The 24,086-nt window shown below is 61.4% G+C and carries 19 protein-coding genes and 1 pseudogene; 16 read left to right on the top strand and 4 right to left on the bottom strand.

Going from position 1 to position 24,086, the window contains the following annotated elements:
* Window positions 1-5 precede the first annotated feature (5 nt).
* Window positions 6-2,882, bottom strand: coding sequence for an ATP-binding protein (locus ACWGS9_RS19595; RefSeq protein ID WP_454506786.1), 2,877 nt, complete (start codon window positions 2,880-2,882; stop codon window positions 6-8).
* 264 nt (window positions 2,883-3,146) lie between these two features.
* Between ACWGS9_RS19595 and ACWGS9_RS19590 the strand changes: the two genes are divergently transcribed.
* Together ACWGS9_RS19590 and ACWGS9_RS19585 are read left to right on the top strand one after the other, a co-directional pair.
* The gene (locus tag ACWGS9_RS19590; protein ID WP_454506785.1) at window positions 3,147-3,401 is read left to right on the top strand and encodes a SemiSWEET transporter; all 255 of its coding nucleotides are present in this window, start codon (window positions 3,147-3,149) and stop codon (window positions 3,399-3,401) included.
* Entirely contained in the window at window positions 3,401-3,652 is a 252-nt protein-coding gene (locus ACWGS9_RS19585; protein WP_454506784.1) for a SemiSWEET transporter, read from the top strand. The genes ACWGS9_RS19590 and ACWGS9_RS19585 overlap by 1 nt, the downstream gene beginning before the upstream one ends.
* A gap of 121 nt (window positions 3,653-3,773) precedes the next feature.
* Here ACWGS9_RS19585 and ACWGS9_RS19580 read toward each other — a convergent pair whose 3' ends face one another.
* Together ACWGS9_RS19580 and ACWGS9_RS19575 are read right to left on the bottom strand one after the other, a co-directional pair.
* Window positions 3,774-4,640 carry a helix-turn-helix transcriptional regulator gene (locus ACWGS9_RS19580; RefSeq protein ID WP_454506783.1) on the bottom strand — a complete coding sequence of 289 codons (867 nt, stop codon included), beginning with the start codon at window positions 4,638-4,640 and terminating at the stop codon, window positions 3,774-3,776.
* A gap of 410 nt (window positions 4,641-5,050) precedes the next feature.
* The gene (locus ACWGS9_RS19575; protein ID WP_454506782.1) at window positions 5,051-5,149 is read right to left on the bottom strand and encodes a DUF680 domain-containing protein; all 99 of its coding nucleotides are present in this window, start codon (window positions 5,147-5,149) and stop codon (window positions 5,051-5,053) included.
* 650 nt (window positions 5,150-5,799) lie between these two features.
* Between ACWGS9_RS19575 and ACWGS9_RS19570 the strand changes: the two are divergent.
* From ACWGS9_RS19570 to ACWGS9_RS19510, 13 genes and pseudogenes are all read left to right on the top strand, one after another.
* Window positions 5,800-6,120: pseudogene (locus tag ACWGS9_RS19570) on the top strand (NADPH-dependent FMN reductase); the annotation flags it as partial.
* Window positions 6,121-6,471: 351 nt separating this feature from the next.
* Complete coding sequence (locus tag ACWGS9_RS19565; RefSeq protein WP_454506781.1) at window positions 6,472-7,566, top strand: patatin-like phospholipase family protein; 1,095 nt, start codon at window positions 6,472-6,474, stop codon at window positions 7,564-7,566.
* A gap of 749 nt (window positions 7,567-8,315) precedes the next feature.
* Complete coding sequence (locus ACWGS9_RS19560) at window positions 8,316-9,272, top strand: HlyD family secretion protein (protein WP_454506780.1); 957 nt, start codon at window positions 8,316-8,318, stop codon at window positions 9,270-9,272.
* Entirely contained in the window at window positions 9,272-11,611 is a 2,340-nt protein-coding gene (locus ACWGS9_RS19555) for an ABC transporter permease (protein WP_454506779.1), read from the top strand. The genes ACWGS9_RS19560 and ACWGS9_RS19555 overlap by 1 nt, the downstream gene beginning before the upstream one ends.
* Complete coding sequence (locus ACWGS9_RS19550) at window positions 11,601-12,578, top strand: HlyD family secretion protein (RefSeq protein ID WP_454506778.1); 978 nt, start codon at window positions 11,601-11,603, stop codon at window positions 12,576-12,578. The genes ACWGS9_RS19555 and ACWGS9_RS19550 overlap by 11 nt, the downstream gene beginning before the upstream one ends.
* A gap of 22 nt (window positions 12,579-12,600) precedes the next feature.
* Window positions 12,601-14,121 carry a mechanosensitive ion channel domain-containing protein gene (locus ACWGS9_RS19545; RefSeq protein WP_454506777.1) on the top strand — a complete coding sequence of 507 codons (1,521 nt, stop codon included), beginning with the start codon at window positions 12,601-12,603 and terminating at the stop codon, window positions 14,119-14,121.
* Between the two features lie 1,042 nt (window positions 14,122-15,163).
* On the top strand, window positions 15,164-16,129 hold the full coding sequence (locus ACWGS9_RS19540; protein ID WP_454506776.1) for a helix-turn-helix domain-containing protein: 966 nt from the start codon (window positions 15,164-15,166) through the stop codon (window positions 16,127-16,129).
* A complete protein-coding gene (locus tag ACWGS9_RS19535) occupies window positions 16,108-16,440 on the top strand; it encodes a hypothetical protein (protein WP_454506775.1) in 333 nt (110 codons plus the stop codon). Before ACWGS9_RS19540 ends, ACWGS9_RS19535 begins: the two co-directional genes overlap by 22 nt.
* Window positions 16,441-16,999: 559 nt before the next feature.
* Entirely contained in the window at window positions 17,000-18,223 is a 1,224-nt protein-coding gene (locus ACWGS9_RS19530) for an acyl-CoA dehydrogenase family protein (protein ID WP_454506774.1), read from the top strand.
* Between the two features lie 61 nt (window positions 18,224-18,284).
* Window positions 18,285-19,139: an enoyl-CoA hydratase-related protein gene (locus ACWGS9_RS19525; protein WP_454506773.1), complete on the top strand. Its 855-nt coding sequence runs from the start codon at window positions 18,285-18,287 to the stop codon at window positions 19,137-19,139.
* Between the two features lie 174 nt (window positions 19,140-19,313).
* Window positions 19,314-20,546 (top strand): CaiB/BaiF CoA transferase family protein, encoded by a 1,233-nt coding sequence (locus ACWGS9_RS19520; RefSeq protein ID WP_454506772.1) that lies wholly within the window; start codon window positions 19,314-19,316, stop codon window positions 20,544-20,546.
* A gap of 24 nt (window positions 20,547-20,570) precedes the next feature.
* On the top strand, window positions 20,571-21,479 hold the full coding sequence (locus tag ACWGS9_RS19515) for a 3-hydroxyacyl-CoA dehydrogenase (RefSeq protein WP_454506771.1): 909 nt from the start codon (window positions 20,571-20,573) through the stop codon (window positions 21,477-21,479).
* A gap of 22 nt (window positions 21,480-21,501) precedes the next feature.
* Window positions 21,502-22,482, top strand: a complete 981-nt coding sequence (locus tag ACWGS9_RS19510) for a 3-hydroxyacyl-CoA dehydrogenase NAD-binding domain-containing protein (protein WP_454506770.1) — start codon at window positions 21,502-21,504, stop codon at window positions 22,480-22,482.
* Window positions 22,483-22,699: 217 nt separating this feature from the next.
* On the opposite strand, the gene ACWGS9_RS19505 is transcribed toward ACWGS9_RS19510, so the two are convergent.
* Window positions 22,700-23,401 (bottom strand): MBL fold metallo-hydrolase, encoded by a 702-nt coding sequence (locus ACWGS9_RS19505; protein WP_454506769.1) that lies wholly within the window; start codon window positions 23,399-23,401, stop codon window positions 22,700-22,702.
* A 78-nt stretch (window positions 23,402-23,479) separates the two neighbouring features.
* Between ACWGS9_RS19505 and ACWGS9_RS19500 the strand changes: the two genes are divergently transcribed.
* The gene (locus ACWGS9_RS19500; protein WP_454506768.1) at window positions 23,480-24,025 is read left to right on the top strand and encodes a TetR/AcrR family transcriptional regulator; all 546 of its coding nucleotides are present in this window, start codon (window positions 23,480-23,482) and stop codon (window positions 24,023-24,025) included.
* Window positions 24,026-24,086 lie beyond the last annotated feature (61 nt).

Here is a 24,086-nt window from a genome sequence, read left to right as displayed (position 1 = left end):
CCCGGTCAAAGGGCAGCGAGCATTGATTTCGCCTTGACCAGATCGGCGGTTTCAAATCCCTCCTTGAATTTACCATACGCTGAAGCGAGCAACGCCTTTGCCTCACCCGATTGCCGCCGCTGCGCAAACAGGGATGCCAGACTGATCGCGGCACGCAGCTCCCAGGAAAGAGCGCCCTGCCGCCTGGCGATTTCGAGAGCGCGTACAAAGCAATTCTCCGCCATTGCTGCGGTTCCTTCCGTACCTCCAGGCAATATGAGCTCGCCCTTGACGCGCAGAAGTTCGGCTTCAGCCCAGCGTTCGCCATGGCGTTCGGAAATGTCGATCACTTTGTCGATGGCCGCGAGGGCCTTGGCAACGTCTCCTGCCTGAAACCAGATTTCAGCGAGTTGGCGCAGGAAGCTGGTGTAGCGCATGTGAAATGCATTGGGCGGGATCTTGTCCAACGACCCTGCCAGCATACGTGCTCCGGCTGCCGGGTCGCCCTTCTTGCTGAGCAAGACGCCCTCCCAGCAATGCGCCCACAGGTCCCATGGCTGCACCAGGGTCCTGGACGTGTGCTGGAGCAGTCGTGCGACAAACCGTTCGGCTGCCGGCAGATCACCGATGTAAAGGGCGATCGGGCAGGCCGCATGTGCCAGCGCATAATACAGCGAGATGGTGCTATCGACTGCTTCCGCTTCGCCGACGGAACGCTCGACCATGCACATTGCCTGATCGGCATGGCCCATCACCCAAAGAACTCTCGAATAGTCTGCTGATGCGATCAAACGCTGATCGAACTGGAAGCGAACCGCATCCTGCCTGTTTGCATTTGCAGGATAGTAAGACAGGAAGCGTTGGTAGCATGTCATTGCAGCCGCCAGGTCGCCGCGAAAATAAGCTACCTGCGCGTTGAGACGCTCGCCAACAAGGGCATCGTTGGGATTTTGCGACTGCGCGGCAGCCTTGCCGAATTGCTCGGCGGACGCCTGGGCGGACTGGATATCTCCGCCGTTGAGCGCATCAGCCCACAATCCCCGGAGCGCTCGCAGCTGATAGTCGATGTCCTGAAGTTTCTGCGCTATGCCATGGGTTTCCGACCAGATACTGCTGGCCTGTTGGGCTACACCTTTCGTGTACAGCAGCGTGTTGCCCAGGGCCGCCAGCAGTTGCATGCGGGGTCGACTTTCCCGCCGGTCGAGCGACGAGAGATGCGTGAGCGCCGTCTCGACTCGAGAGCGGCATTCCGCGCTCAGAAGCAGATGCTGCCAGAGTGGAACGGCTGCAATGGTCAACGCCACTCCCAGTTCGTCATCGCCGCTGGGTGAAAAGGCCCAATCGAGCGCCGAGCGAACATTGTCGATCTGGCGGCCGTAAATGCCGATCCAGTCCGTTGGGGATAGCGTTCCCCCTTCGCTCTGGGCACAGGTCAACCGGGAGAGGAAGTATTCGGCGTGCCGACGGGCTACCGCGTCGAACTCGCCGTATTCGACCAGCTTCTCATGCGCATAGAAGCGGGTCGTATCGAGCAATCGGTATCTGGCAGGGGTACAGCTGATGTTGGCGGACAGCAACGACTTGCCGACAAGTTTGCTGATGTGGTCGACAACGGTCGCGTCATCGATTTGGGATCCTCCGGCAATCGCTACCGCGGTTTCAAGCGTGAAGCTTCCGATGATGATCGACAAGTGCCGAATCGCGGCCTGTTCGGCAGACGACAAAAGCCCATAGCTCCAGTCGAGCATTCCACGAAGCGTCTGATGCCTCGGAAGCGCTGAGCGGCGGCCATGGGCCAGCGAGAGGAACATTTCGTCAAGCCGCTTCGCAAGATTGTGCATGCCGAATACGTCGACATAGGCCGCGGCCACTTCGATCGCCAACGGAATGCCATCGAGCCGTCTGCAAATGTCCACAACGACCGGTGCTTGGGCGTCTTGAAGTTCGAATGTGTTCAGGTTCGCGGCGGCATGCTCGACAAAAAGCTGGACGGAAGGGTAGGTCAGCGCCTCCATCGCGCTGATAGCCGCGCGTTGAGGAGGCAGAGACAGCGCAGGCAGCCGGTATACGCGCTCGCCCTCGGCGCGTAGCGGTTCCCGGCTTGTCGCCAAGATGCCGACGCGAGGCGCACCTTTCAGGATGGCTTCGGCCAGCGCCGCACATCCCTCGACCAAGTGCTCGCACGTGTCAAAGACAAGAAGTGCGTCCTGATCCCGAAGAAACGCAACCAGACTCGCGATAGGAGCGTCGGATGAGAACGGCGCTCCAAGTGCGTTGGCAACGGCACTTGCGATCAGGCCACGATCCGAGATCAATGCGAAATCAATGTAGAAGACGCCGTGCTGAAATCGAGCGGCAGGATTCTCTAGAACCGCCAGTGCAACGGTTGTTTTTCCCATGCCGCCGGAACCGACAATCGTCACCAGCCGGTATTGGGAAAGCAATTCCGAGACGGCCACGATCGCGCCGTCGCGGCCGAAAACCCGCGTCAGCAGGGAAGGTCTGTCTTGAACCGGCTTCGAGGTCCCGGGCACCGGACCCGTTCCGTTGGCGGCTTCGATCTGGCTCACCGGCGCAACGAAGCTGTAGCCTCGCCCGGCCTCGTTTATGATGTAGCGGGCGCCGTTCTGCCCTTCTCCCAAGGTCCGGCGCAACGCCGAAAGGTGGACGCGAAGATTTGCTTCGTCGACGAATGTTCCCGGCCAAACCAGCGCCAACAGTTCATCTTTCGCGACGACCTGGCCCGCCCGTTCGACCAGCACGACGAGAATATCAAATGCGCGGCTGCCCAGCCGAACAGGCCGTTCGCCTTCGAACAGCAACTTCTGGCGAGGCACCAGGCGGAACGGTCCAAAAGCGACGCCCGGGCTTGGTGCCTCTGTCATAGCAATCGACACGCGCACTCAATTTTGCCGCTTTGGGCGGCACGACCGTGGGCCAGTCGATCTGCCGGCTGCCCGATTCATGTTGGGTCTACCTGTGCCTTTGTGTCCTGAACGACTGACGCGCATCTCGCTGAATATAAACTGAAGGCGTCGGAGGGAAGAACTCCTGCGTGCCGTGGACCCGTCTAAATCGAACCTGACTGTGCCAACAATTGAGATGGCTGATCGCATGGATGGTTCACCACTTGCAACGAGTGTGATTTCATGGCGTAGGTTCCTGGTATGGAAACCTTGGATCTACTCGGCTATCTGGCGGCCATTCTTGCCGCTGTTGCGTTCGTCCCGCAGGCGGTCAAGACCATCAAGAGCGGCGACACGCAGGCCATCTCTTTATGGATGTATCTGATCTTCACGGCGGGTGAGGCCTTCTGGCTCGCCTACGGCATCGCGATCCACTCCTGGCCGGTCATCCTCCTCAACACGATCGTGCTCGGCCTTGCCGCAATCATTCTCTCGTTCAAGGTGCGATACGGCTAATGGGTCCTGATTTACTTGGTTACGTGGGAGCGTTTCTGACCACCGTCGCCTTCATCCCGCAGGCGGCCAAGACCATCCGTAGTCGCGACACCGCGGCGATTTCGCTCTGGACCTATGTCATCTTCACCACGAGTATAGCGCTCTGGCTTGTTTACGGCGTCGTGCTTGGCGCCTGGCCGATCATCCTCTCGAATGTCGTCGTGCTTCCATTGGCGGCTGTCATCCTTGCATTCAAGGCGCGATACGGCTGACGCCCGGGCGCTGACATCGCATTTTGCGTGCGGGCATAGGCCGTTGCGGACCAGCGCATGCCGGCGTGCACGAAGTCACTCTGGCCCGAATGATCCGTCGGCAACGGCAATCGCGATCCGTTCAGTTCGCCGATGGCCGCAGCGCCTGTGGCATGTGCCCGGTTCGCTTGTGCACGGCTCGGGAGAAATGCGCCGCGCTTGCAAAGCCGGACCGCCGCGCGATCTCCTCCACTGAAAGGTTCTTAAACGCCGGTGACGGCAGCATACCCATGGCGATACCAACTCGCGCATCGAGCAGCAGGGAGCCGAATGTGAGACCACTGGCGGCCAAGGCCTGATGCAGCAGACGTGGCGGGACGTCGATCGAAGCAGCGACATCGGTCGCCGTCAGTTGCGGTTCCGAGCAGCGCTGCCGGATGCAGCCTTGGATTCTCTTCAAGAGCTCGGGCATCGCACGTGTTTCCGCATCGCCGGCGATCAATGCGAGCAGGGCCCCGAACTGATCTGCCAATACGCCATGGGGCAGCGGCGAAGCCGTGAGGAATTCGGGCGTGGTCTGCCTTACGATGGGTGAAAGGGCCTGTCCCCATTTGGAGTCGCCCGCTATCCGACGTCCAACGAGCAGGTCAGGATCCGGGAGCCAGCTGTGCAGCCAGCTTACGGGCAATTTGAATATGAGGCCGCTATAGCCCGTGGGAGCGCGGGTCTCGAGTTCGCCCTGCGAATCCACGAGAATGCAATCTCCGCTAAGACAATTCTCGTTGTGGCCATTATGGGCGACCTGCCAGGGCAATTGGTTTGCAAACAGCAGGTAGCATCGGTCACCGCTACGCTCCACATCGCGTTTTGTCCGGTGCGACTCATGAGCGCTGATAGTCTCCGTCATCGACGTGAGGCTTCCGAACGAGGCTTCCGCCAGGTCTACGGTGAAATCTTCAATCTCCCGCCATTCCGACACCGGCCACAGCGACTGTTGCAGGATGCTCATCCAGTAATCGAACCGCATTCCCGGCGGGAGAGCGCCTGTCGAGAAATGCTGGGTTTCTGGCTCAGTCGACATTGGTCAAAATCTCTCGCGTCGCACAGTAATCGTTACACCAAGTAGCCCAGCGGTGAAGGACCTCTGCGTGCCATGGACTTCCTGATTCGAGCCTCAATGCGCCGACACTGGCGGACCTCGTGCCTCTGGCGAAAATAACCGTCTTGCGGGACCGTCCAAGGGTCTGGTCGTCGAGTTCGATCAACGAGGTCAAGAGTGATGAGCCGAGCCCGAAATGCCGTCCAGACGCCAGGCGTGGATGATTACCGGATCACCGGCTTCGCCGGGCTGGCTGGCGGCAGAGACTGCCAGACGCATAATCGGGCCGGCGAGCTCGCCGCTCCGATTATCCTGCATGGTTAGTGGCCGAAGAGATTGCGGTCACTGCCTTGAACGGTCGGCTTCTCTTCAGCCGGAGGAGACGTCTTGATCGAGGTCGTTCGGGAGGTGTCGATCACCACGGCAGCCGGCTGATTGGAGCCATCGGATCCGTAGTGGTCACTGGCGGCGGCGCCGACGATGCCAGGACGGAGGCAACAGCAAGAGCGAGCTTCTTCATCTTCGGGGTACTCCGTGTTGGATTTCGACGGATTGGGAAGAAACCATCGTTGTCCCGGAATCGGGTGCCGGTTGTTGCCAAAGCGCTCGATGCTCCGGGTGGCAGACTTAGGTTCCGATCACAAAGATATTTCCGCGCCGACTATGAAATGCATCACTTCGGCGCGGGCGGCTGCATAGGCGGCGCGGCCTCGTTCTTGACCGCAACGAGCGCTGGCATCTGAGTTCTCCATCTTCTCATGGGGTGAACGTCATGGCGTGAAAGCCAGCCCTCACGGCCCGGCTTTATGCCACGCATGGGACGCGGGGTGGCCTGAGCTCAGCCCCTCGGCTGCGTTGTCTCAAGATTGCAGTAGATGTGCCGCACTGTATTTAGCGAAGGTCTTCCCGATTGATGAAATCGGCCTTGGCGAGCTCGACATCCCGCCCTGCGAGTAACCGGGCGGATGTCGAGCATGACCGAATTAGACAATCCGTGCCTCGCGGTTCAAGACCGGCGTTGTTGTTCGTGAAAATATTATCTGGTTACTTGGGGTGGCGGCCACTCCATCCCAGGAGGTTAAAGAATGCCATCGACTGCGCAGTCGTCCCCATGGCAAGAATTCGTTCACCCGCAAGCCCTCGGCGATGATTGGAACCTCGCCGGGTTTGATCGGCACTACCATAGCGCGGCAGAGCCTGCGAAGCGTGCTGAGCTTCTGCAACTCTCCGCAATGAACGCCATCGAAGCCCATATCCAGTTCACGCCTGGGCTCATCGCGGACGATGGCAGATGACCGCCCCGTCCACCGGGCAATCTCTGCGCAACTATATGGCGCATTTCCATGCCTTCATCGCACGCGTCTTCACGGTCTTGCCGCAAGACGCATAGGCAGATCGCTTCGGTTCACATAGGAGCAACCGCCGCCCGCGCGCATGTGCCTGCCATCCGCGGGCACATGCGCGGATGGCTGATTCCAACAATCCAGGGCCTGCTTGTCAAAGACCCGTCGGATCACTTGTGCGATTGGTTCGGCAGCATTTGTCTATACCTCGAAGGGTACCATCCATGCGCAACGTTGGATTGGCCAAGTTCGTCTTTGCGGGTCGCCGCATCAGTGATGCGGCGCTACGTTTCCGCCGCGTCGGAGCCATCCCAAGGACGATTGTTCTTGGTCTTTGCGCGACGCAACTTTGGGCCTGCGTCGCCGCAATGCCCACGGATGGCGTTCCAACACAGTTCATGTCCGCCGCCGAAGTGCCCGGCTATCGAAGTGACATCCGCGTCTGGGGCGACTCTTACGCCAATTATCCGACCAAGCGGCTTGTCGCATTTCACGACGAGCGAGAGAAGGCCGCCAGGATCGATCCATCCATTAGTTTGCATGAACTCAATGCACTGACGCTTTCGGGCGGTGGCAGCAGCGGCGCGTTCGGCGCTGGAATCCTTGCCGGCTGGGCCAAGGCCGGGACCAGGCCGCAGTTCGACATCGTAACCGGCATCAGTGCCGGTTCGTTGATAGCGCCTTTCGCATTCCTGGGGCCGGCCTATGACGAGCAAGTCAAGGAGGGGTTTACGAATGTCCAGGAGGCCAACATCTATACCAAGCGCAGCCTTCTCGGCGCGCTGTCGAGCGGCTCTTTGACCAGCAACGCGCCGCTCGCCAGGATGCTCGACAAGTACATTACGGACGACGTGCTCACCAAAATTGCGCAGGAGTCCGCCAAAGGACGACGGCTCTTCATCGGCACGACCAATCTCGACGCCGACCGTGCGGTGATCTGGGACATGGGGGCTATCGCGGCAAGCAAGCAGCCGGACCGCCTGAAGCTGTTCAAGCAGGTGATCCTCGCCTCGACTTCCATCCCCGGCATCTTTCCACCGGTCAACCTGACAGTGACGGCGGGCGGCAAGACCTATCACGAGATGCATGTGGATGGCGGCGCAAGCAACGAGGTCTTTCTAATGCCCGCGGGTCTGAGGTTGCGTGAACTCGACCAGACTTTCCACACCAGGATCAAGGTCCGGCTCTATGTAATCCGCAACGGCCGCACGACACCGGAGCCGAGCATCGTCAAGGCTACGCTGCCGGACATCACCGAGAAGGCTGTGTCATCCCTGATCAAGACGCAGGGGATAGGCGATCTCTACAGGCTCTACGCGATCTCAAAGCGCGACGGCATCGACTACGGCTTCATCGATATTCCGACCGACTTCGCGGTTCAGCCCAAGAGCCCGTTCGACAAGAAGTTCATGAGCTCGCTCTATCAGACCGGCTACGAAATGGGGCGCCGCGGCGTGCCTTGGAAGAAAGCTCCTCCGGGATTTCTGAACTGAGCCGTCGTCGTCCCCGAACTTCGGCCGATCCCATCAAACCACAGCGACGACATGACAGAATTTTCAGGCCAACCTCGATACAATTCGATGCGTGTGGTCCATCCTCGAAGAGCCCTTGAACCACACGTTTCGACCAGGGTGATCGCTATGATGAACAGGAAGGGACGAATTCGGATCAGCACGGATACGCTCGTCCTGATGTCCGTGGTCGGCGTGCTTGCAATAGTGGTCGCGGCTCTGGCTGCGATGGCCGTTCGTGTGCCGGAATCCCCATTTCTCATGACGCAGCCTCAGGCATCGACTGCCGCAGTGTCGATCTGAGCCGCACCTGTTTCGGGCTTCGTTGAGCAATCGAGATCGGGGGCCAGTGGCGCCCGCCGGACAGATTTGTTCAAAAAGCGACCATAAGCGACAAGACGTCCGCGCCGCGCGAGGCGACCCTTGTTTCTCAGCGGCTCAGTTATCATTCCAGAGCGCCGCGCAACTGACGCAGCGAGGTAAATGCGAGCATGTCCGTATCTTCAGCCGAGGATAGAGGTATCGAGAAGCCCGCCGAGACCACGCAAACGTCCGTTGCCCCCGCGGACAGAACCTCGCAGCTTTCGGACGCCACCATCCGGCTGGAGCCTCCGAGGCGGTCGGAAGGAAGCTCGCCATCGACGCCAACAGGGCTTCGGCCCCTAGAGACGATGGCGCCGTCTCACGCAGCAGAGGTAGCCACCAAGACTTCAAGGGTAGCCGCGATTTTCGTGGCGCTCAGCGTGTGCGCCATCGTTGGCTTGTCCCTTTGGTATCTGGTTCAGCCGCAGCCGCTGCTGATACAGGGAGAGGCGGATGCTACCCGCATCGATGTTGCCGCGCGCGTCGATGGCCGTGTCGGGCAGCGGCCAGTCTCGCGCGGCGACAACGTTACTGCCGGCCAGCTTCTGGTTGCCATCGACAATCCGGAACTGGTGATGAAACTCCATGAGGCCGAGGCCATGAAAGTGGTGGCCGCCGCGGACCTGGCGCGAATATTGGTTGGAACGCGGGCCGAAGTGGTTGCCGAACGCAAGGCCGCCGTTGCCGCGGCTCAGGCCAGTTTGACCCTTGCGCAGCAAACCTACGACCGCGTGAAAAAGGTGGCCGAGCACGGATACGAATCTGTGGCGAAGCTTGACGAGGCGACTGCCTCTCTTGACGTGGCGACGCGCTCGCTGGAGCAAGCCAAGCTCGCTTACGACGAGGCCACCGCCGGATACACGGCAGAGGAGCGCGGCGTCGCTCAAGCTTCTGTCGCCAAGGCAGAAGCGGCCATCTCCACCCTGGAGTCGCAAGTGGGCGAGATGATCGTCAAGGCGCCGATAGGGGGGCAGGTTTACCAGGTCAGTGCGGAGCTCGGCGAGTACGTCTCTCCAGGCGTTCCGCTGCTCTCGCTGGTGGATCTGAGCGACGTCTGGCTGCGGTTCGATCTGCGCGAGGACCTCGTCAAGGGGCTGAAGGTGGGTGACCGTTTCACCGTCAGGGTTCCCGCGCTCGGAGATGCGCCGGTAACCGTTGAAGTCCGCACGATCGCCACCCGCGGCGAGTATGCCGGCTGGAGGGCAACGCGGGCGACCGGGGATTTCGATCTCCGGACCTTCGAACTGCGCGCCTATCCCGTCGACAAAGTTCCCAATCTGAGGCCTGGCATGAGTGCCTACGCCGATTGGGCTTCGGCGCGCTGATGGCCAGGGCCTACAACTCCGGGATCGTTGATGTCGCCATCCGCGAGCTGATCTGGATTTGGCGTGACAAGGCGGCATTGCTGCTTGTCGTCGGCATTCCGTTGATTGCCTTTACCTTGCTGGCCACAACCTTCAGCAACGCGGTGATCCGGAATCTCAACGTCGATATTGTCGATCAGGACAGGTCGAAGACTTCGGAGACATTCGTCCAGGCGATCAACGCGGCGCCCGGCGTCACGGTGGCGCAGCGCTCGCCGGACCTCAACGAGGCAATGCACGGCGTCCGCTCCGGCGAAGCCATCGCGACCGTCTACATACCGCGGTATTTCGAACGCGACATCATCGACGGACGAAGGCCTCAACTGGTCATCTTCTTCAACAAGCAGTACTTCACGCCGGGTAATGTTGCGTCGAGCGCATTGCAAGCCGCCGTTACCGCTGCCGTGGCCGACCTGCCTGCCGGACCTCGCGGTGCCGCGTTCGCCCCGGGTCCTCTCGTGGTCGAACAGTATGTGCTGGCCAATCCCGCCCTGAACTACGCGCAATTCCTGCTGCGCGCTATCCTGCCGACGGTGCTCCACGTCATCATCGCGATCGCCGGCGGCTATGCCGTCGGCTCGGAGTTTGGCGCTCGAAGCGTACGTGAATGGCTGACGACCGCGGGCGGCGATCCGCTCGCGGCGCTGATCGGCAAACTTGCTCCCTATTTCGTCATCTTCCTTTTCATCTTGGCTGTCAGCCTGGCAATTATCCACGGGATCTTCGATGTGCCATTTCGCGGCGATCCGGCCATGATGGGCGCCGCCGCTTGTCTCCTCGTCATCGGCTATTTGTCCCTTGGGGCGCTCTTGCAACTGCTCGTAAAAAACCTTGCCGTTGGCCTCAGCCTGACGGGTATTGTCTGCTCGCCTGCATTCGGCTTCGCGGGTGTCGGCTTCCCGGTGTTGGCAATGAACGGCTTCGCGCGCGGCTGGGGCACGTTGTTGCCGCTGCGCTGGTACGTTCAGATCCTCTTCGACCAGGCCGCGCGCGGCGTGCCGGTGCGTGACTCGGCGGAACCCTTCATGATGATGGGCAGACTTGCGATACTCTATTTCGTTCTCGCCTCGATCCTGCTGCACGCCCTGGCGCGCCAGCCGACTCCAAAAGCCCCACAGGCCCTCGCGCCCGGCAGGCCGGCCAGGCACGGCATCGCCGGGGCATTCGTCGACGAGTACGGACGCGTGCTTGGCAACACCGCCGCCTTTGGGCTGATCGTTCTTGCTCCCATCGTCTACGGCGCGCTCTACCCGCAGCCTTATCTCGGTCAGCTGCTCAAGGACGTGCCCATTGCGGTCGTCGACGATGACAGTTCGAATGTAAGCCGCACGATCATTCAAGCCCTCGACGCCGATGAGGCGATAGAGGTCGCGTTGCGGCCAGCCACCCTTGCCGAGGCGAAGATGGCGCTCGCTCGTCGAGAGGTGTTCGGCATTCTTGACATTCCGGCAGGGACAGAGCGCGAGGTGTTGAAGGGTGAGAAGGCGAGGTTGCCGGCGTTCGTCGATTCCACGTATTTTCTTCTCTACAATCGGACCATCCAAGGCATTCACGAGGCGGTCGGAGCCGTCGGGACGGATCTCGCGGCGCGCAGCGCCCGCCCCGAGGGCAGTTTGTACGGAGCCGCCCTGGCCAAGCACTCCCCGGTCGAGATTCTGAACCAGCCGCTGTTCAATCCTACTGGAGGCTACGGCAGCTATGTCGTTCCGGCCGCGTTCCTGCTCATCCTGCAGCAAACGTTGCTGATGGGTTCGGCAACCGTCGGCGGTGCCGTCTTTCAGCAGGACGGCCGTGAAGCCCGCCGCCGAAGAGGCGCGGTCTCGGCGGTCGTCGGCCAGAGCCTCGCGCACATGGCGCTGGCACTGCCGGGATTTGCACTGTTCCTCGTCGTGCTGCCGCGCGTTTTTGGCTTCTCTGCCACCGACCGCGTCCTCGACCTGCTCGCCCTTGCCATTCCTTTCATTCTCTCGGTCAGCTTCCTCGGTCAGTTCGTCGGCAGTTGGTTCGAACGACGGGAAACGGCGGTGCTGCTTCTCGTCGCTATCTCCTTACCGGTCTTTTTCCTGGTGGGCGTCGCGTGGCCGCTCGAGGCTATTCCGCCATTGCTTCGCAGAGCCAGCTTCATCCTTCCCAGCACGTCCGGGATCGACGGCCTCGTTCGCCTGAACCAGATGGGCGCATCCGTGGCCGATGTGTCGCGCGACTGGGCGCGCCTCTGGGTACTGACGGGGTTCTACGCGGTCATGGCGATCGCGGCAGCACGGTTCGGCTCCACAAGGAGGGCTTCGTATGCGTGCTAGAATAGAAAACGTCCTGACGATCATATGCGCCGCGACAATGTGCGCCGCATGGGTTAACGGTGCGCGCGGCGAGGAGGGCTCGCGAGCGCGCATCGCCGGCATGGTTCGCCAGACCGAAATCCGCATAGCATCGGACATTGCCGGTCGTCTGTCATCGATTGCGGTCAAGCAGGGACAGCATGTCCGCCAGGGCGATCTGCTGGCGACACTCGACAATCCGGAGTTGGCCGCATCGTTGGGGGAGGCCAAGGCTGCTGCGGCCAGCGCCAAGGCCGAGCGTGCCAGGGTCTATTCCGGCGTGCGGCCGGAAGAGGTGGCCATTGCGCTCCAGGCGGTTCAAACCGCGCAGGCCAATCTCGTGCTCGCCCAGCAGCGCTACGATCGCGCGGCGGCGCTCACCAGCAAGAACTTTGCAAGCAACCAGACGCTGGACGAGAGCACGGCATCGCTCGCCAAGGCGAAGGCCGACCTCGAATTGAAACGCGCGCATGCGGCGGAAGCGGGCGCGGGGCCGACAGCCGAGGAGCGTACCCTTGCGGACACGCGGGTGGCCCTGGCTGAGGCAACGGTGGCAAATCTCCAGGCGCGACTGGACAAGACGATGCTCACCGCCCCGGTCGACGGCACGATCGGCATCCGGGTCGCTGAGCCAGGAGAGATAATCGATCCCGGAAAACCGGTGATCACCGTCGAAGCCGACGAGCAATCGTGGTTCGCTTTCACCATCCGCGAGGATGCGCTCCATGGTCTGACGATCGGCACGATTGTCGCGCTGTCGGCGCAGGATGGCCGTGATGTCAATGCCCGAGTCACGGAGTTGCGCCCGCTTGGGGAGTTTGCGACCTGGCGAGCGGCGCGCGCCGTGGGGGACCATGACCTCAACGCCTTCCGTGTCCGATTGGAGCCGACCGGCAGCATTGCCGGACTTGAGGCCGGGATGACGGTTTGGCTGTCCGGACCACGGTAGTCGGGGCGGCTTGCGAGGACCAATGCTGAACTATGGCGACATCACGGGCATGGTCTTCGACCCGATCGTGCAGACCGGGGCGCTCGCGGCGATAGGCGCGGTGGTGACGCGTGTGCTTTTGCGCGACCACCCCAAATCGCGCCTCATCGGTCAATTCGTATTCTTCGCGGCGCTTACCGTGCTGCTGACATCGCACGGCATCATTCCCTATCAGCCCGGATCACCGGACGCATCGGCGCTGCAGCGCTTCTTCATCGGTCTCGCCAAGATCATATGGTGGACCAACGCCGCGTGGTCGCTGATCAGCGTCGTGCGCGTCTTCCTCATCTTCGAGAATCGGGCCCGCGAGGGACGATTGCTGCAAGACCTGATCGTCGGGGTCATCTATGTCGGGGCGGTGCTGTCGGTCGTCGCGTACGTGTTCAATGCGCCGGTCGGCACGCTCATCGCCACTTCCGGAGTTGTCGCGGTGATCCTTGGCCTTGCCCTGCAAAGCACGTTGAGCGACGTCTTCTCAGGGATCGCGCTCAACCTGGCCAGGCCGTACCGGATAGGTGACTGGCTGGTCCTTGGCAATACGATCGAAGGCAAGGTTGTCGAAACCAACTGGCGGGCGACCTATCTCCTCACCGCCTGCAATGATCTGGTTATCGTTCCCAACAGCGATCTCGCCAAAGCAAGGCTCACCAATCTAAGCAGTCCCGAGCCCACCCATGGCGTAGTGCTGGGGATACGCTTCCGGCCGACGACGGCGCCTTCGGTCATGGTCGAGGTCATGCGTTCGGTTCTATTGAGCAGCAGCTCGATTTTGATGGTTCCCGAGCCTATCGTCCAGGTGACGTCGCTTGACGCGAACGCCGTCGAGGTCGAGCTGCTGTTCAGGGTTCAGAGCGTAGCTGCGGTCGGCAAGGCAAGAACCGAAATATTCGATCTGACCTATCGCCACGCCAAGGCCTCGGGATTGATCCTTGCACAGCCCTCGGAAGGCAGCCTCACCGTCGCTGCATCAGGTCCGAGTGCTGCTCCCGCCGATTTGCGTGCCACCCAGTTGCGGTTACTTGATTCCGTTCCACTATTCGCCCGCCTGACCGAGGACGAGAAGGAAGCTCTTGCCTCGACGATGACACGCCGCACCTTCCGCAAAGGTGAAGTTCTGGTCGAGCAGGGAAGCATTCTGAAGTCCCTGATGATCCTGCGAAGCGGGGTGGCGGTTGTCACGCGGCAGAACGAAGATCCAAAGAAAGAGGCAGCGGAACTGGCGAGACTGGCGCCGGGAGATTTCTTCGGGGAGGGTGGCCTGCTGACTGGCGCGGGCGAACTTGGATCCATCACGGCACTGGATTCCGTCATCGTCTACGAGATTACCCAGGAGGGTCTGGAGCCGCTCATGCGAGAGCGCCCCGCCATTGCCGACGAGCTCGGTTCGCTCCTGTCGAAGCGGACCGCTGCGGAGCGGTTCAAATTCGACCAGCTGCACGCCGCCGCATTGTCGACGTCGGTTCCTCGGCTTGCCGCGCGCATCAGGCATCTATTCAACCTTTGAGCGGGCCGTTTCAAACGGCAAAGCTCTGGCGCGAGGTCTCGGGCGGTCGCGATGTTCGAAACGTGAAACGTTCGGGCCGTTCGTAAAAGCATTCCCTTGTCAAATCGTGCTCAAATAATTACGGCCGGCTGGAGGTATTCATGATGGCCCATGCAGAGAGCGCATGGGCAGGAAAGGAATGGTTGCGGTGAAACGTCCTGCTTTACTCGCACGATGGTTTTCGGATGTTTTTGATTTCGCAAAACGGCGTTACCGGCCCGAGCTTCACTACATGCGTGGCCCCGGCCCAGCTGTTGCCCGCCGTGCCGGGATGGTCGAATCGAGGCGCGTGCTGTCGAACCTGCGAGCCCCCTCCGATAAGCGGAACCGTTAGGCGGAGATGGCGGTCAGGTGCGTTCCGATACCGCGGCATCGTGGCGAAGAGTGCTGCGGCAATCGCGAGCAGGAGGGCGCCGCAAGTGGGAACATCTCTGTCGTGGCAGCCATCCTGAAAAAAAATGGCGCAATTGTTCAATCATGTACCCATGTTCCGCCATATGCTCTTGGTCTGACCAGTCCTCCGCCCAGGAACCCGCGAAGGGCATTGCGCGCATCAGGAGTCGCTCATGACCGGCAGTGGGGCATACGGCAGGCGGCTTGCGGAAGCCTTGCATGTCCGGAGGGCCCCCGCTTTCGTGACCGGGAGCCGGAACCAGGCTGAGATTGCGGTGACACAATTGATCTGCGGCGCCGGGAACGGGGAGCTGACGGCGCCCGTCGAATGCGAGGACGGTTTTCTCGTCAAGCTGCAGATGCGGGACTGGGAAAAACCAGTGCTTTGGCGCGATGATCGCCCTGTCCGGGCGGACCCGTTGAAGGCCGGCGATCTCGATCTTCGGCCTGCACAGCACATGGGTAGGCCAGCGTCTGGCACTCTTCCACTCGATCTCCTTCTATCTTTCACGCAAGGGGCTGGACGTCGCGCAGGCCTGTGGCTTCGCGGACCAGTGGCACCTCGGCCGCGTCTTCACGAGACGGGTCCGGATCAATCCCCAAGCCTCGCGTGGCGTGGTTCGTCGCTGATGAACGGCCAAAGGGCAACAGAACAGGGGTATCATCGGTGAGCCGAGGTGGAGCCTATGGCCGGCAGCTAGCGGAAACGTTCGGCCTCGACGCCGCGCCTGCGCTTGTGACGAAAACCCTGCAGAAGGCGACCATCGCAGTCACCCAAATTATCTGTGACGCCGAAAACAATGGATTGACTGAACCTATTCCGCGCGAGGATGCATTTCTCGCCACGGTCCAAATGCGCGATTGTCCGTCCCACGACCTCTGGATCGATGGCAAGCCACGCAAGACGGGCCATCTGGTTCCCGGCTCGATTTCGGTCTACGACCTGCGCCAGAATCCCATTGTCAACAGCACAAGCCCATTCCGCAACCTTCACTTCTATTTGCCTCGGCGAGCGCTCGATGCAATCGCCGACAGCGACGAGACACCGCGTGTCGGCGAATTCGTCGTGGAACCTGGCTTGGGAGCCGAAGACCCGATTGCGCGCGGCCTGGCCATGTCCATCGTGCCCGCCTTTGCCAAGCCGGACGAGGCCATGCCTTTGTTCATCGACCACATTACCGTGGCGTTGGCCGGACACGTCCTGAAAAGGTATGCCGATCGGAAACCTAAACGGTGTTCCGCCGAGATCAGTCTTTCGCCATTACACGAGCGGCGCATCAAGGAGTTTCTGGGAGCGCATCCGGCCGGCGATATCACCGTTGCTCAATTGGCGAATGAATGCGGGATCCCAGTCAGCAGCTTTGTCGGTGCCTTTCGGCGTGCAACCGGCGTTGCGCCCCATGACTGGCTCGAGCAGGTGCGGATTGCCAGGGCGAGGGATCTCGTCGCGCATGGCACCATGCCTGTTGCGGACGTGGCGGCTCTCGCCGGCTTTTCAAGCGCGCGGCATTTGGCCCGAGCCTTGATGAAGGCCGAACATGCCAATCCAATCGCGTGGCGGGATTTGATGAAATAGCAAAGCGGCCGCTGCGCGGAGCTCCACATTCTCGCCGCGGGTATCGTCCTCGAGGCGAGCGCTCGCGGCAGGCAGGTCCGGCATCAACAGCGATTGGCGTCGGCCACTTTGAGCATGTTGCGCAGTCGGGCAATGGCCGCCTGTTCGATCTGCCAAACACGTTGAGGGGTCACCTGCATATCCGTGGCGGCATCACGGAAAGTATGCAAGAGAAAAAAGGCATCTATAGAAAATATAGCTCACCGGTTGAAATATTCGGCCCGATCGATTCTGGCTTTGCGTATCTGAAACGAAAGTGGATGGCGCTTTGATTTGGGCGCGTTGTTTTCAAATTTCGAGGCAAACAACTGCCAATACTTGACGAACGTCTGCTCGTCGGCGTCTTGAGATCTGGTAGGGGCCAGAAAGGCGCCGACGAGCAGAACTCCGACCGCGTGGACCGGGAGGGGGACGGGTTACGCGTCGGTCTGGAACGGGGGAATCAAAGCACCGTCATGTTCCAGGTTTGCGTTGGGCAGCCGGGGAAGCACCCAACAAGCACGGCAACGATGGGCCCAACAGTCGGGCAGGTATGTCATGAACGTCTCGCCGATTGACAGAATCGGACGACGAGACTGTCGACTTCGCGAAACAGAGACGGCAGCGCCGCCAGTACGGTTTGCAATAGAGCCGGCTATTGGGTGCCACCGCAGCGCCAATTGCGGCGACGTCGCTCAGGGTCCGCCATGACCGATTTCATCAATCGACAAGCCCTTCATCAAATACGGTCAGACACATCTGCGGCAGTCTGCAGACAACGCGGGTCAAGGCGGCAGGGCTGCCCCACATACCGCGCGGACATGCATCCTTATCAGAAGATGGAGATCCCCGATGCCAGCAACCGCAGCCGTCACGAAGGACGCCGCGCAGCCAAAGTCATTGCCCGCGCCGAATGGCGATTTCTATCAGCTTGTCGAGGTTCTTACTCCCGACGAGCTCGCGATTGTGACGAAGGTGCGCGCCTATATGGAGACAAAGGTCAAGCCCATCATCAACAAGTATTGGGCCGACGACGCTTTTCCGTTCGAGCTGCTGCCGTCCTTCAAGGAGATCGGCATTGGCGGGCTTGGCTACGAGGGCTATGGCTGCGCTGGCGGCAGCCAGAAACTGTTCGGCTTTGTCGCCATGGAATTGGCGCGTGTCGATCCTTCCATGTGCACTTTCTTTGGCGTCCACAGCGGCCTGGCGATGGGCTCGATCTATCTCGATGGATCCGAGGAGCAAAAGCAGAAATGGCTGCCGCAGATGGCGCGCTGGGAAAAGATCGGCTGCTTCGGCCTCACCGAGCCGCTGGTAGGTTCGGGCGCCAGCGGCGGTCTGATGACCACCGCCAAGCGCGAAGGCGATACCTGGGTGCTCAACGGTCAGAAGCGCTGGATCGGCAACGCGCCCTGGTGCGATCTGTCGATCATCTGGGCACGCGATGTCGCCGACAACCAGGTCAAGGGCTTCATCATCGAGAACAAGACGACACCCGGCTTCAGCGTCGAGAAGATCGAGCACAAGATCGCCCTCAAGGTCGTCCAGAACGGCGTCATCACGCTGAAGGATGTCCGGGTGTCGGAGGAAAACCGCCTTCAAGCGGGCAACTCCTTCCGTGATACCGCGCGCGTGCTTCGCATGACTCGCTATATGGTGGGCTGGGCGTCCACCGGCGCGCAGATGGGCGCCTTCGAAAACACCCTCGCCTATACCCAGAGCAGACTTCAGTTCGGCAAGCCGATCGCCTCGTTCCAGCTCGTGCAGGACCTTCTGGCAAAGATGCTTGGCAACCTGACTGCCTGCCAATGCCTGATGATGCGTCTCGCGACACTGGATGACGAAGGCAAGCTCAGCGACCACCATGCGGCGCTCGCCAAGGCGTTCTGCACGGCCAAGGGGCGCGAGACGGTCGCCTGGGGCCGCGAACTGCTCGGCGGCAACGGCATCGTGGCCGATTACAATGTCGGCCGGTTCTTTGCCGACATCGAGGCGCTCTACTCCTACGAAGGCACCTACCAGATGCAGAACCTGATCGTCGGAAAGGCGATCACCGGGCTCAGCGCCTTCATCTGAGGCGCACCTGCCCAAGGGCAGGCTACCTTTTCATCCGTACTTAATCCCAGGAGACGATCCAATGGGTTCGCCAGCCGTCACCCAGACACTCCAGCAGGAATTGAGCTCGCCGGTCGCGGAGCTGAATACCGGATTGACGCTCGAGAACGTCCTCTACGACAAGAAGGGGACAATCGCCTACGTGACCATCAATCGCCCCAAGGTCCTCAATGCCTTGAACTCGCCCACCTGGGCGGACCTCAGAACCGCATTTCAGCATGCCCGGGACGACGCCACAGTGCTTGGCGTCATCCTTACGGGCAGCGGGGACAAGGCCTTCATCGCCGGTGCAGACATCAGCGAGCTTGCGCATGCCGGCGCGTTCGACGCCGAGGAGTCCAGCCGCTTCGGGCAGGAGGTCCTCAATCTCATCGAGAACCTTGGCAAGCCGGTGATCGCCGCGATCAATGGCTTTGCGCTCGGCGGGGGCTGCGAGACAGCGATGGCCTGTACGATCCGGATCGCCGTCGAGACGGCCAGATTTGGCCAGCCGGAGGTCAAGCTCGGATTGCTTCCCGGCGGCGGTGGAACGCAACGTCTGCCTCGCCTGGTCGGCAAGGGCCGCGCGCTGCAGCTGATCCTCTCCGGTGAAATGATCACCGCGCAGGAGGCGTACCGCATTGGATTGGTCAACGAAGTGGTTCCGGCCGCCAGCCTGATCGAACGCGCCGAGGCCATCCTGAAGCAGATTTCAGCCAACGCCCCGATTGCCGTGAAATTCTCCCTCGAAGCCGTGAACAAGGGAATGGAGGGAGGCCAGTTGGAGGGGCTGTTGCTCGAGGCCTCCTATTTCGGCATTTGCGCCGGCACGGAGGACAAAAAGGAGGGCACGGCGGCCTTCCTCGAGAAGCGTGCGCCGCAGTTCCGCGGGCACTGAAACACCCGCAACCGCGAGAGCGCGCGGGCGAGACGAAAAGCCCAGCGCGCTCAATCGCGGCCAGCTCTGTCCAGGGCCGTTCGATTGGATTTCGGGCGCGCTCGATGAACCTGGCGGCCAAGGCTTTGGCCGCTCCTTTCACCGGATTTTGCATTGAACAAGGAGAACGCAGCTGTGACGACAGACAACATTTTCTCTGGCCTGAAGGTTGTGGATCTCGCGAGCTTCATCGCCGGCCCCGGGGCCGCCGTGATCCTGTCCGATTTTGGCGCCGACGTCATCAAGGTCGAGCCGCCGACAGGCGACACCTGGAGAATTGGCTACAAGATCCCGCCGCAGCCGCGGGCTCATGACAATTATCCCTGGCATCTGAACAACCGCAACAAGCGTGGCCTGGCGCTCGATCTGAAGTCGCCCCAAGCCCGGCCGGTGCTGGAACGGCTGGTCAAATGGGCTGATGTCCTCATCGTCAACACCCCGCACCCGGCGCGAGAGAAGCTGAGGCTGGGCTACGACGACGTTGTCTCGCTGAATCCGCGGCTGATCTATGCAGACGTCACCGGATATGGCGACAAGGGACCCGACGCCCAGCTTCCGGGATTCGACATCACAGCCTACTGGGCTCGCAGCGGATTGCTGTCGCTGACGAGAGACGCTGGCGCTCCCCCGACGCTGCCGGTGTCCGGCAGCGGCGATCATGCGACCGCCGTTAGCCTCTATTCCGCGATCGTCACCGCGCTCTACCGGCGCGAGAAGACCGGAAAAGGTTCATGTGTCACGACCTCGTTGCTCGCGGCAGGCATCTGGGCCTGTGCGGTCTCGGCTCAAGCCGCGCTGTGCGACGCCACCTTCTTCCCGCTGCATGATCGGGCGAATCCGCCCAACGCGACCTTGAACGTTTATCGCGCCGGCGACGACAACTGGTTTCTGATCGTGCTGACGCCGGACAAATGGCCGGCGTTCGCCAATGGCATTGGCCGGCCCGACCTGTTGTCCGATGCACGATTTGCCGACCCGGCAAAACAGGCAGCGAATTCCGGGGCACTCACGGCAATCCTGGATGAGGTCTTTGGCTCGCAACCGATGGCCCATTGGCGCGAAGTCTTCGAGCAGGGCCACCTGACCTTTGGGGTCGTGCGGGCGCCAGGCGACGTGATCAAGGATCCGCAGCTCACCGAAAACGACATCGTCGTTCCCCTGGCGGGCGCTGGCGGGAAGCTCAACTCCACGATCAGCAGTCCGATGCAGTTTCGCGACGTCGCCAAGGTTGCGGCGAGGCGGGCTCCAGAGCTCGGCGAGCACAGCCGGGAAATCCTTGCCGAGCTCGGTTTCAGCGCCAGCGAGGCCGAAGAACTTCAGGCCGTTGGCGCGGTACCCAAAGCCCAGCAAAAAGTGGCGGCGGCTTGACGCCGGCAAAAGGAGATCCATACGATGACCAAGCCCGCAGCGAACCCAGCCCCCGGTGTCTCTCAGGCCGCGATCGATCGACTGTTCGTGCTCGATCTCAGCGGCGGCCGTATCCTGTCCATGAACCCCGACGGCTCCGGCAAGAATGTGATCGTCACCAACTGCCGCAATCCGGATGGTATCGCGGTCGACATCCAGGCAGGGCACATCTACTGGACGAACATGGGAGTGCCCAATCTGGACGACGGCTCGATCGAGCGGGCCGACCTTGATGGCAGCAACCGGACGACCATCATCCCGCAGGGCGTCACCTTCACTCCCAAACAGCTCCACCTCGAAAGGCAAAGCGGCAAGCTCTACTGGTGTGACCGCGAGGGCATGCGGGTCATGCGCGCGGGGCTTGACGGCAAGGATATCGAGGTCCTGGTGAAGGCGGGCGAGGGCATCGACGATCGCCACGACCAGACGAGATGGTGCGTCGGCATCACTGTCGATCCGGTGCGGCGACAGTTCTACTGGACACAAAAGGGTCCAGACAATGCCGGCCTTGGCCGCATATTCCGGGCGAGTCTCGACATGCCGAAGGGGGAAGATCCATACACCCGCTCGGATATCAAAGTGCTGTTCGACGATCTGCCCGAGCCGATCGATCTCGAACTCGATCTGGAAAACCGCGTCCTCTACTGGACCGATCGTGGTAACCCGCCCTCCGGCAACACTGTGAATTGCGCCTCAATCGACCACCCAACACCCGCCCAGGAGATCGTGCTGAGCGATCTGATGGAGGGCATCGGCATCGCCCTCGATGTCCCGGGCAATCGCATGTTCGTCACCGACTTCGGCGGCTCGGTCTACTCCGCGAAGCTCGATGGCTCAGAGCGGCGGATGTTTCTCTATGCCCAGGGCAATCTCACCGGCATCGCCTACGCTTGACCATCCTCAAGGAGATCAGATCATGTCCAACAACAAACCCATTCGCCAGGTCGCCATCATCGGTACAGGTGTCATCGGTGCAAGCTGGGCGGCACTCTTCCTGGCCAAGGGTCTCGACGTCGTCGCGACCGACGTCGCACCCGATGCGGAGGTCGCGCTGCGGCGCTTCGTCGAGGCCGCCTGGCCTGCCCTGGAAAGGCTCGGTCTGGCGCCGGGCGCCTCGCAAATGAGATTGGCGTATACGCCAAACCTGCCGGAGGCCGTCAAAGGCGCCGACCTCGTGCAGGAGAACGGGCCGGAGCGGATCGATTTCAAGAAGAAGCTATACGGCCAGCTCGACGAGCTGTTGCCGCCCGACGTTATCATCGCTTCGAGCTCTTCAGGACTGACGATGAGCGAGATCCAGTCGGGCTGTCCATCCCATCCCGAGCGCTGCGTCATCGGCCATCCGTTCAATCCGCCTCACCTGATCCCGCTGGTCGAGATTGTCGGCGGGGCGAAGACGTCGGAGGAGACGATCCGCCGAGCCTCGGAATTCTACACCGCCATGGGCAAGCAGACGGTCCGCCTCCACAAGGAGGTTCCCGGACATGTGGCCAATCGGCTGCAGGCGGCCCTGGCTCGCGAGGTGTACCATCTCGTGAGCGAAGGCGTGGTCAGCGTCGCCGACGTTGACGCGGCCTTGTCCTGGGGGCCGGGGTTGCGATGGGGTATCATGGGTCAGGTGATGCTCAATCACCTGGGCGGCGGCCAGGGCGGCATCGAACATTTCCTCAAGCAGTTCATCGGCCCGTTGACGGCATGGTGGAAGGTGCTTGGGTCGCCGGAAATGACCGAGGAGCTCCAGCGGAAGCTCATCGACGGTGTGCACGCCGAGGTTGGCGCACGCTCGATCGACGAATTGGCGGCCGAGCGCGACGAAATCTTGCTTGGACTGCTTGAGCTGCGCAACAGGGAGGCCACCAAGGCTGATCCAGCCAGATACGCGGCTCGCGTCGCTTGAAGGCGGCTTAGGTCGGCACGCAACCGACGCGACGCACTCGGCGCGATAACTCCACCAATCAAGGGCCGGTGCCGTCACAGGCGTCGGCCCTAACTCTATGTGCCCGATGAATGTCATGCCGGGTGCGCGCACGCATTCGTGTGACACCCGCCTTGGTTCGGGCGGCGGACCGGTTTCGGGCGCCCTTGCACTTGCTTTCCGATAGTATCGAGAAGGATCAGGAAGTCGACTTTCGGACCCGCTTTCGCAGGTGTGCCATCGCATCACGGGTGATGGTCTTGCCGTGGCCAAACCCGACGGCGTCGAATGAAAGAGCGGCGAGTTTGCTTTGGCTCGCACGACCGTCGTCCAGGCTCTCGAAACCGAGGGGATCGCCAATCCCCATGATGTTCATGAATACATCGGCCGCAAAAAGCATGTTTCCCGGGCGCCAAAGCAACGCGACCTGTCCAGCGCAATGCCCGGGAACGTGAATGACGTCGATGCCTCCGGCGATAGGCAAAGTCTCCCCATCGGCCAAAGGCGCGTCGATGGCGACGGGCGAGAGGCGCTCGTTATGATCGTAGAGTACCGGGCACAACATCCGCCGCAGCAAACCGGGTGCCGGCGTCATCGGGCGGAACGGACCGCCAGTTTCAGCTATCGGAATGTCGAGTGGATGCAGATAGGTCCGTGCGCCCGTTTCCCGCACGATCGCGGCGGCGCTGCCGATGTGATCGGGATGACCATGGGTGAGTATCAGATGCTTGAGTTGATCCGGCGCACGGCCCAGTTCGCGGATTGCCGCGAAGACGACGGCTTCCTTGTTTGGAAAGCCGGCATCGACCAGCGTAAGCCCGTCCTGCCCCTCGATCAGGTAGGCGTTTGCATTGCCCATCGCGACGAGATGTACCCCGTCGATCACACGCTTCATGGACATGGGCATAGCTCCCCATACCGTTTACAGTGTAGACAACCATTCTGTTTACACTGTAAACTTTGCTGGGAGCTTTGCCAAGTGGACAATCAAATTGGGCTTCGAGAGACGTTGATCGAGGCAGCGCTCAGCATCCTGGAGGCTGAGAGCGCGGAACCCAGCCTGCGAGCGGTGGCGCGGGCCGCGGGGGTCTCGGCCATGGCACCTTATCGGCACTTTCCGGACAAGGCTGGCTTGTTGGCAGCTGTCGCGAGCCGCGGTTTTGAAATGTTGCGAAGTGCACTAAACGCCGCGGACGATCGGCCCGACGCCCGTGAAGCCCTGTTTGCGCAAGGCATGGCCTTCATTGATTTCGCCCGGATGAATCCGGCCCTGTTCCGGCTGATGTATAGCCATCAATACGGCCACGCGGACACGCATGCGGTACAGGGCACGTACGAGGTCCTGGCTACGCGCGTGGCCGGCATCCTGCCCGCGCACGCCACCGCCGCCACGCTTGCCTGTCGGTCATTGGTGCAAGGCATGGCGACGATAGAACTGAGCGGCAGGCTAATGCCGGCGGAGCGCGACGATGTCGCCAACGCCCTGAGGCTGTTCGTCTCCGGTCTGGGGGCAGGGATGGAATAGCCCTCTCGACACGTTTTTCTTCGAACGATCTCCATTGCTTGGTTGCGGAGGGGACGAAGGT

This window comes from Mesorhizobium sp. Arg314 (genome assembly GCF_053714275.1).
The sequence above is the reverse complement of the archived record's forward strand: the minus strand, read 5'-3'. Positions and strand labels throughout refer to the sequence as shown.

Bases quoted from the DNA above. Each gene is read 5' to 3' on its own strand.
- ACWGS9_RS19590 (WP_454506785.1), top strand. From the start codon at position 3,147: ATGGAAACCTTGGATCTACTCGGCTATCTGGCGGCCATTCTTGCCGCT.
- ACWGS9_RS19585 (WP_454506784.1), top strand. From the start codon at position 3,401: ATGGGTCCTGATTTACTTGGTTACGTGGGAGCGTTTCTGACCACCGTC.
- ACWGS9_RS19580 (WP_454506783.1), bottom strand. From the start codon at position 4,640: ATGAGCATCCTGCAACAGTCGCTGTGGCCGGTGTCGGAATGGCGGGAG.
- ACWGS9_RS19565 (WP_454506781.1), top strand. From the start codon at position 6,472: ATGTCCGCCGCCGAAGTGCCCGGCTATCGAAGTGACATCCGCGTCTGG.
- ACWGS9_RS19555 (WP_454506779.1), top strand. From the start codon at position 9,272: ATGGCCAGGGCCTACAACTCCGGGATCGTTGATGTCGCCATCCGCGAG.
- ACWGS9_RS19550 (WP_454506778.1), top strand. From the start codon at position 11,601: ATGCGTGCTAGAATAGAAAACGTCCTGACGATCATATGCGCCGCGACA.
- ACWGS9_RS19545 (WP_454506777.1), top strand. From the start codon at position 12,601: ATGCTGAACTATGGCGACATCACGGGCATGGTCTTCGACCCGATCGTG.
- ACWGS9_RS19530 (WP_454506774.1), top strand. From the start codon at position 17,000: ATGCCAGCAACCGCAGCCGTCACGAAGGACGCCGCGCAGCCAAAGTCA.
- ACWGS9_RS19525 (WP_454506773.1), top strand. From the start codon at position 18,285: ATGGGTTCGCCAGCCGTCACCCAGACACTCCAGCAGGAATTGAGCTCG.
- ACWGS9_RS19515 (WP_454506771.1), top strand. From the start codon at position 20,571: ATGACCAAGCCCGCAGCGAACCCAGCCCCCGGTGTCTCTCAGGCCGCG.
- ACWGS9_RS19510 (WP_454506770.1), top strand. From the start codon at position 21,502: ATGTCCAACAACAAACCCATTCGCCAGGTCGCCATCATCGGTACAGGT.
- ACWGS9_RS19505 (WP_454506769.1), bottom strand. From the start codon at position 23,401: ATGTCCATGAAGCGTGTGATCGACGGGGTACATCTCGTCGCGATGGGC.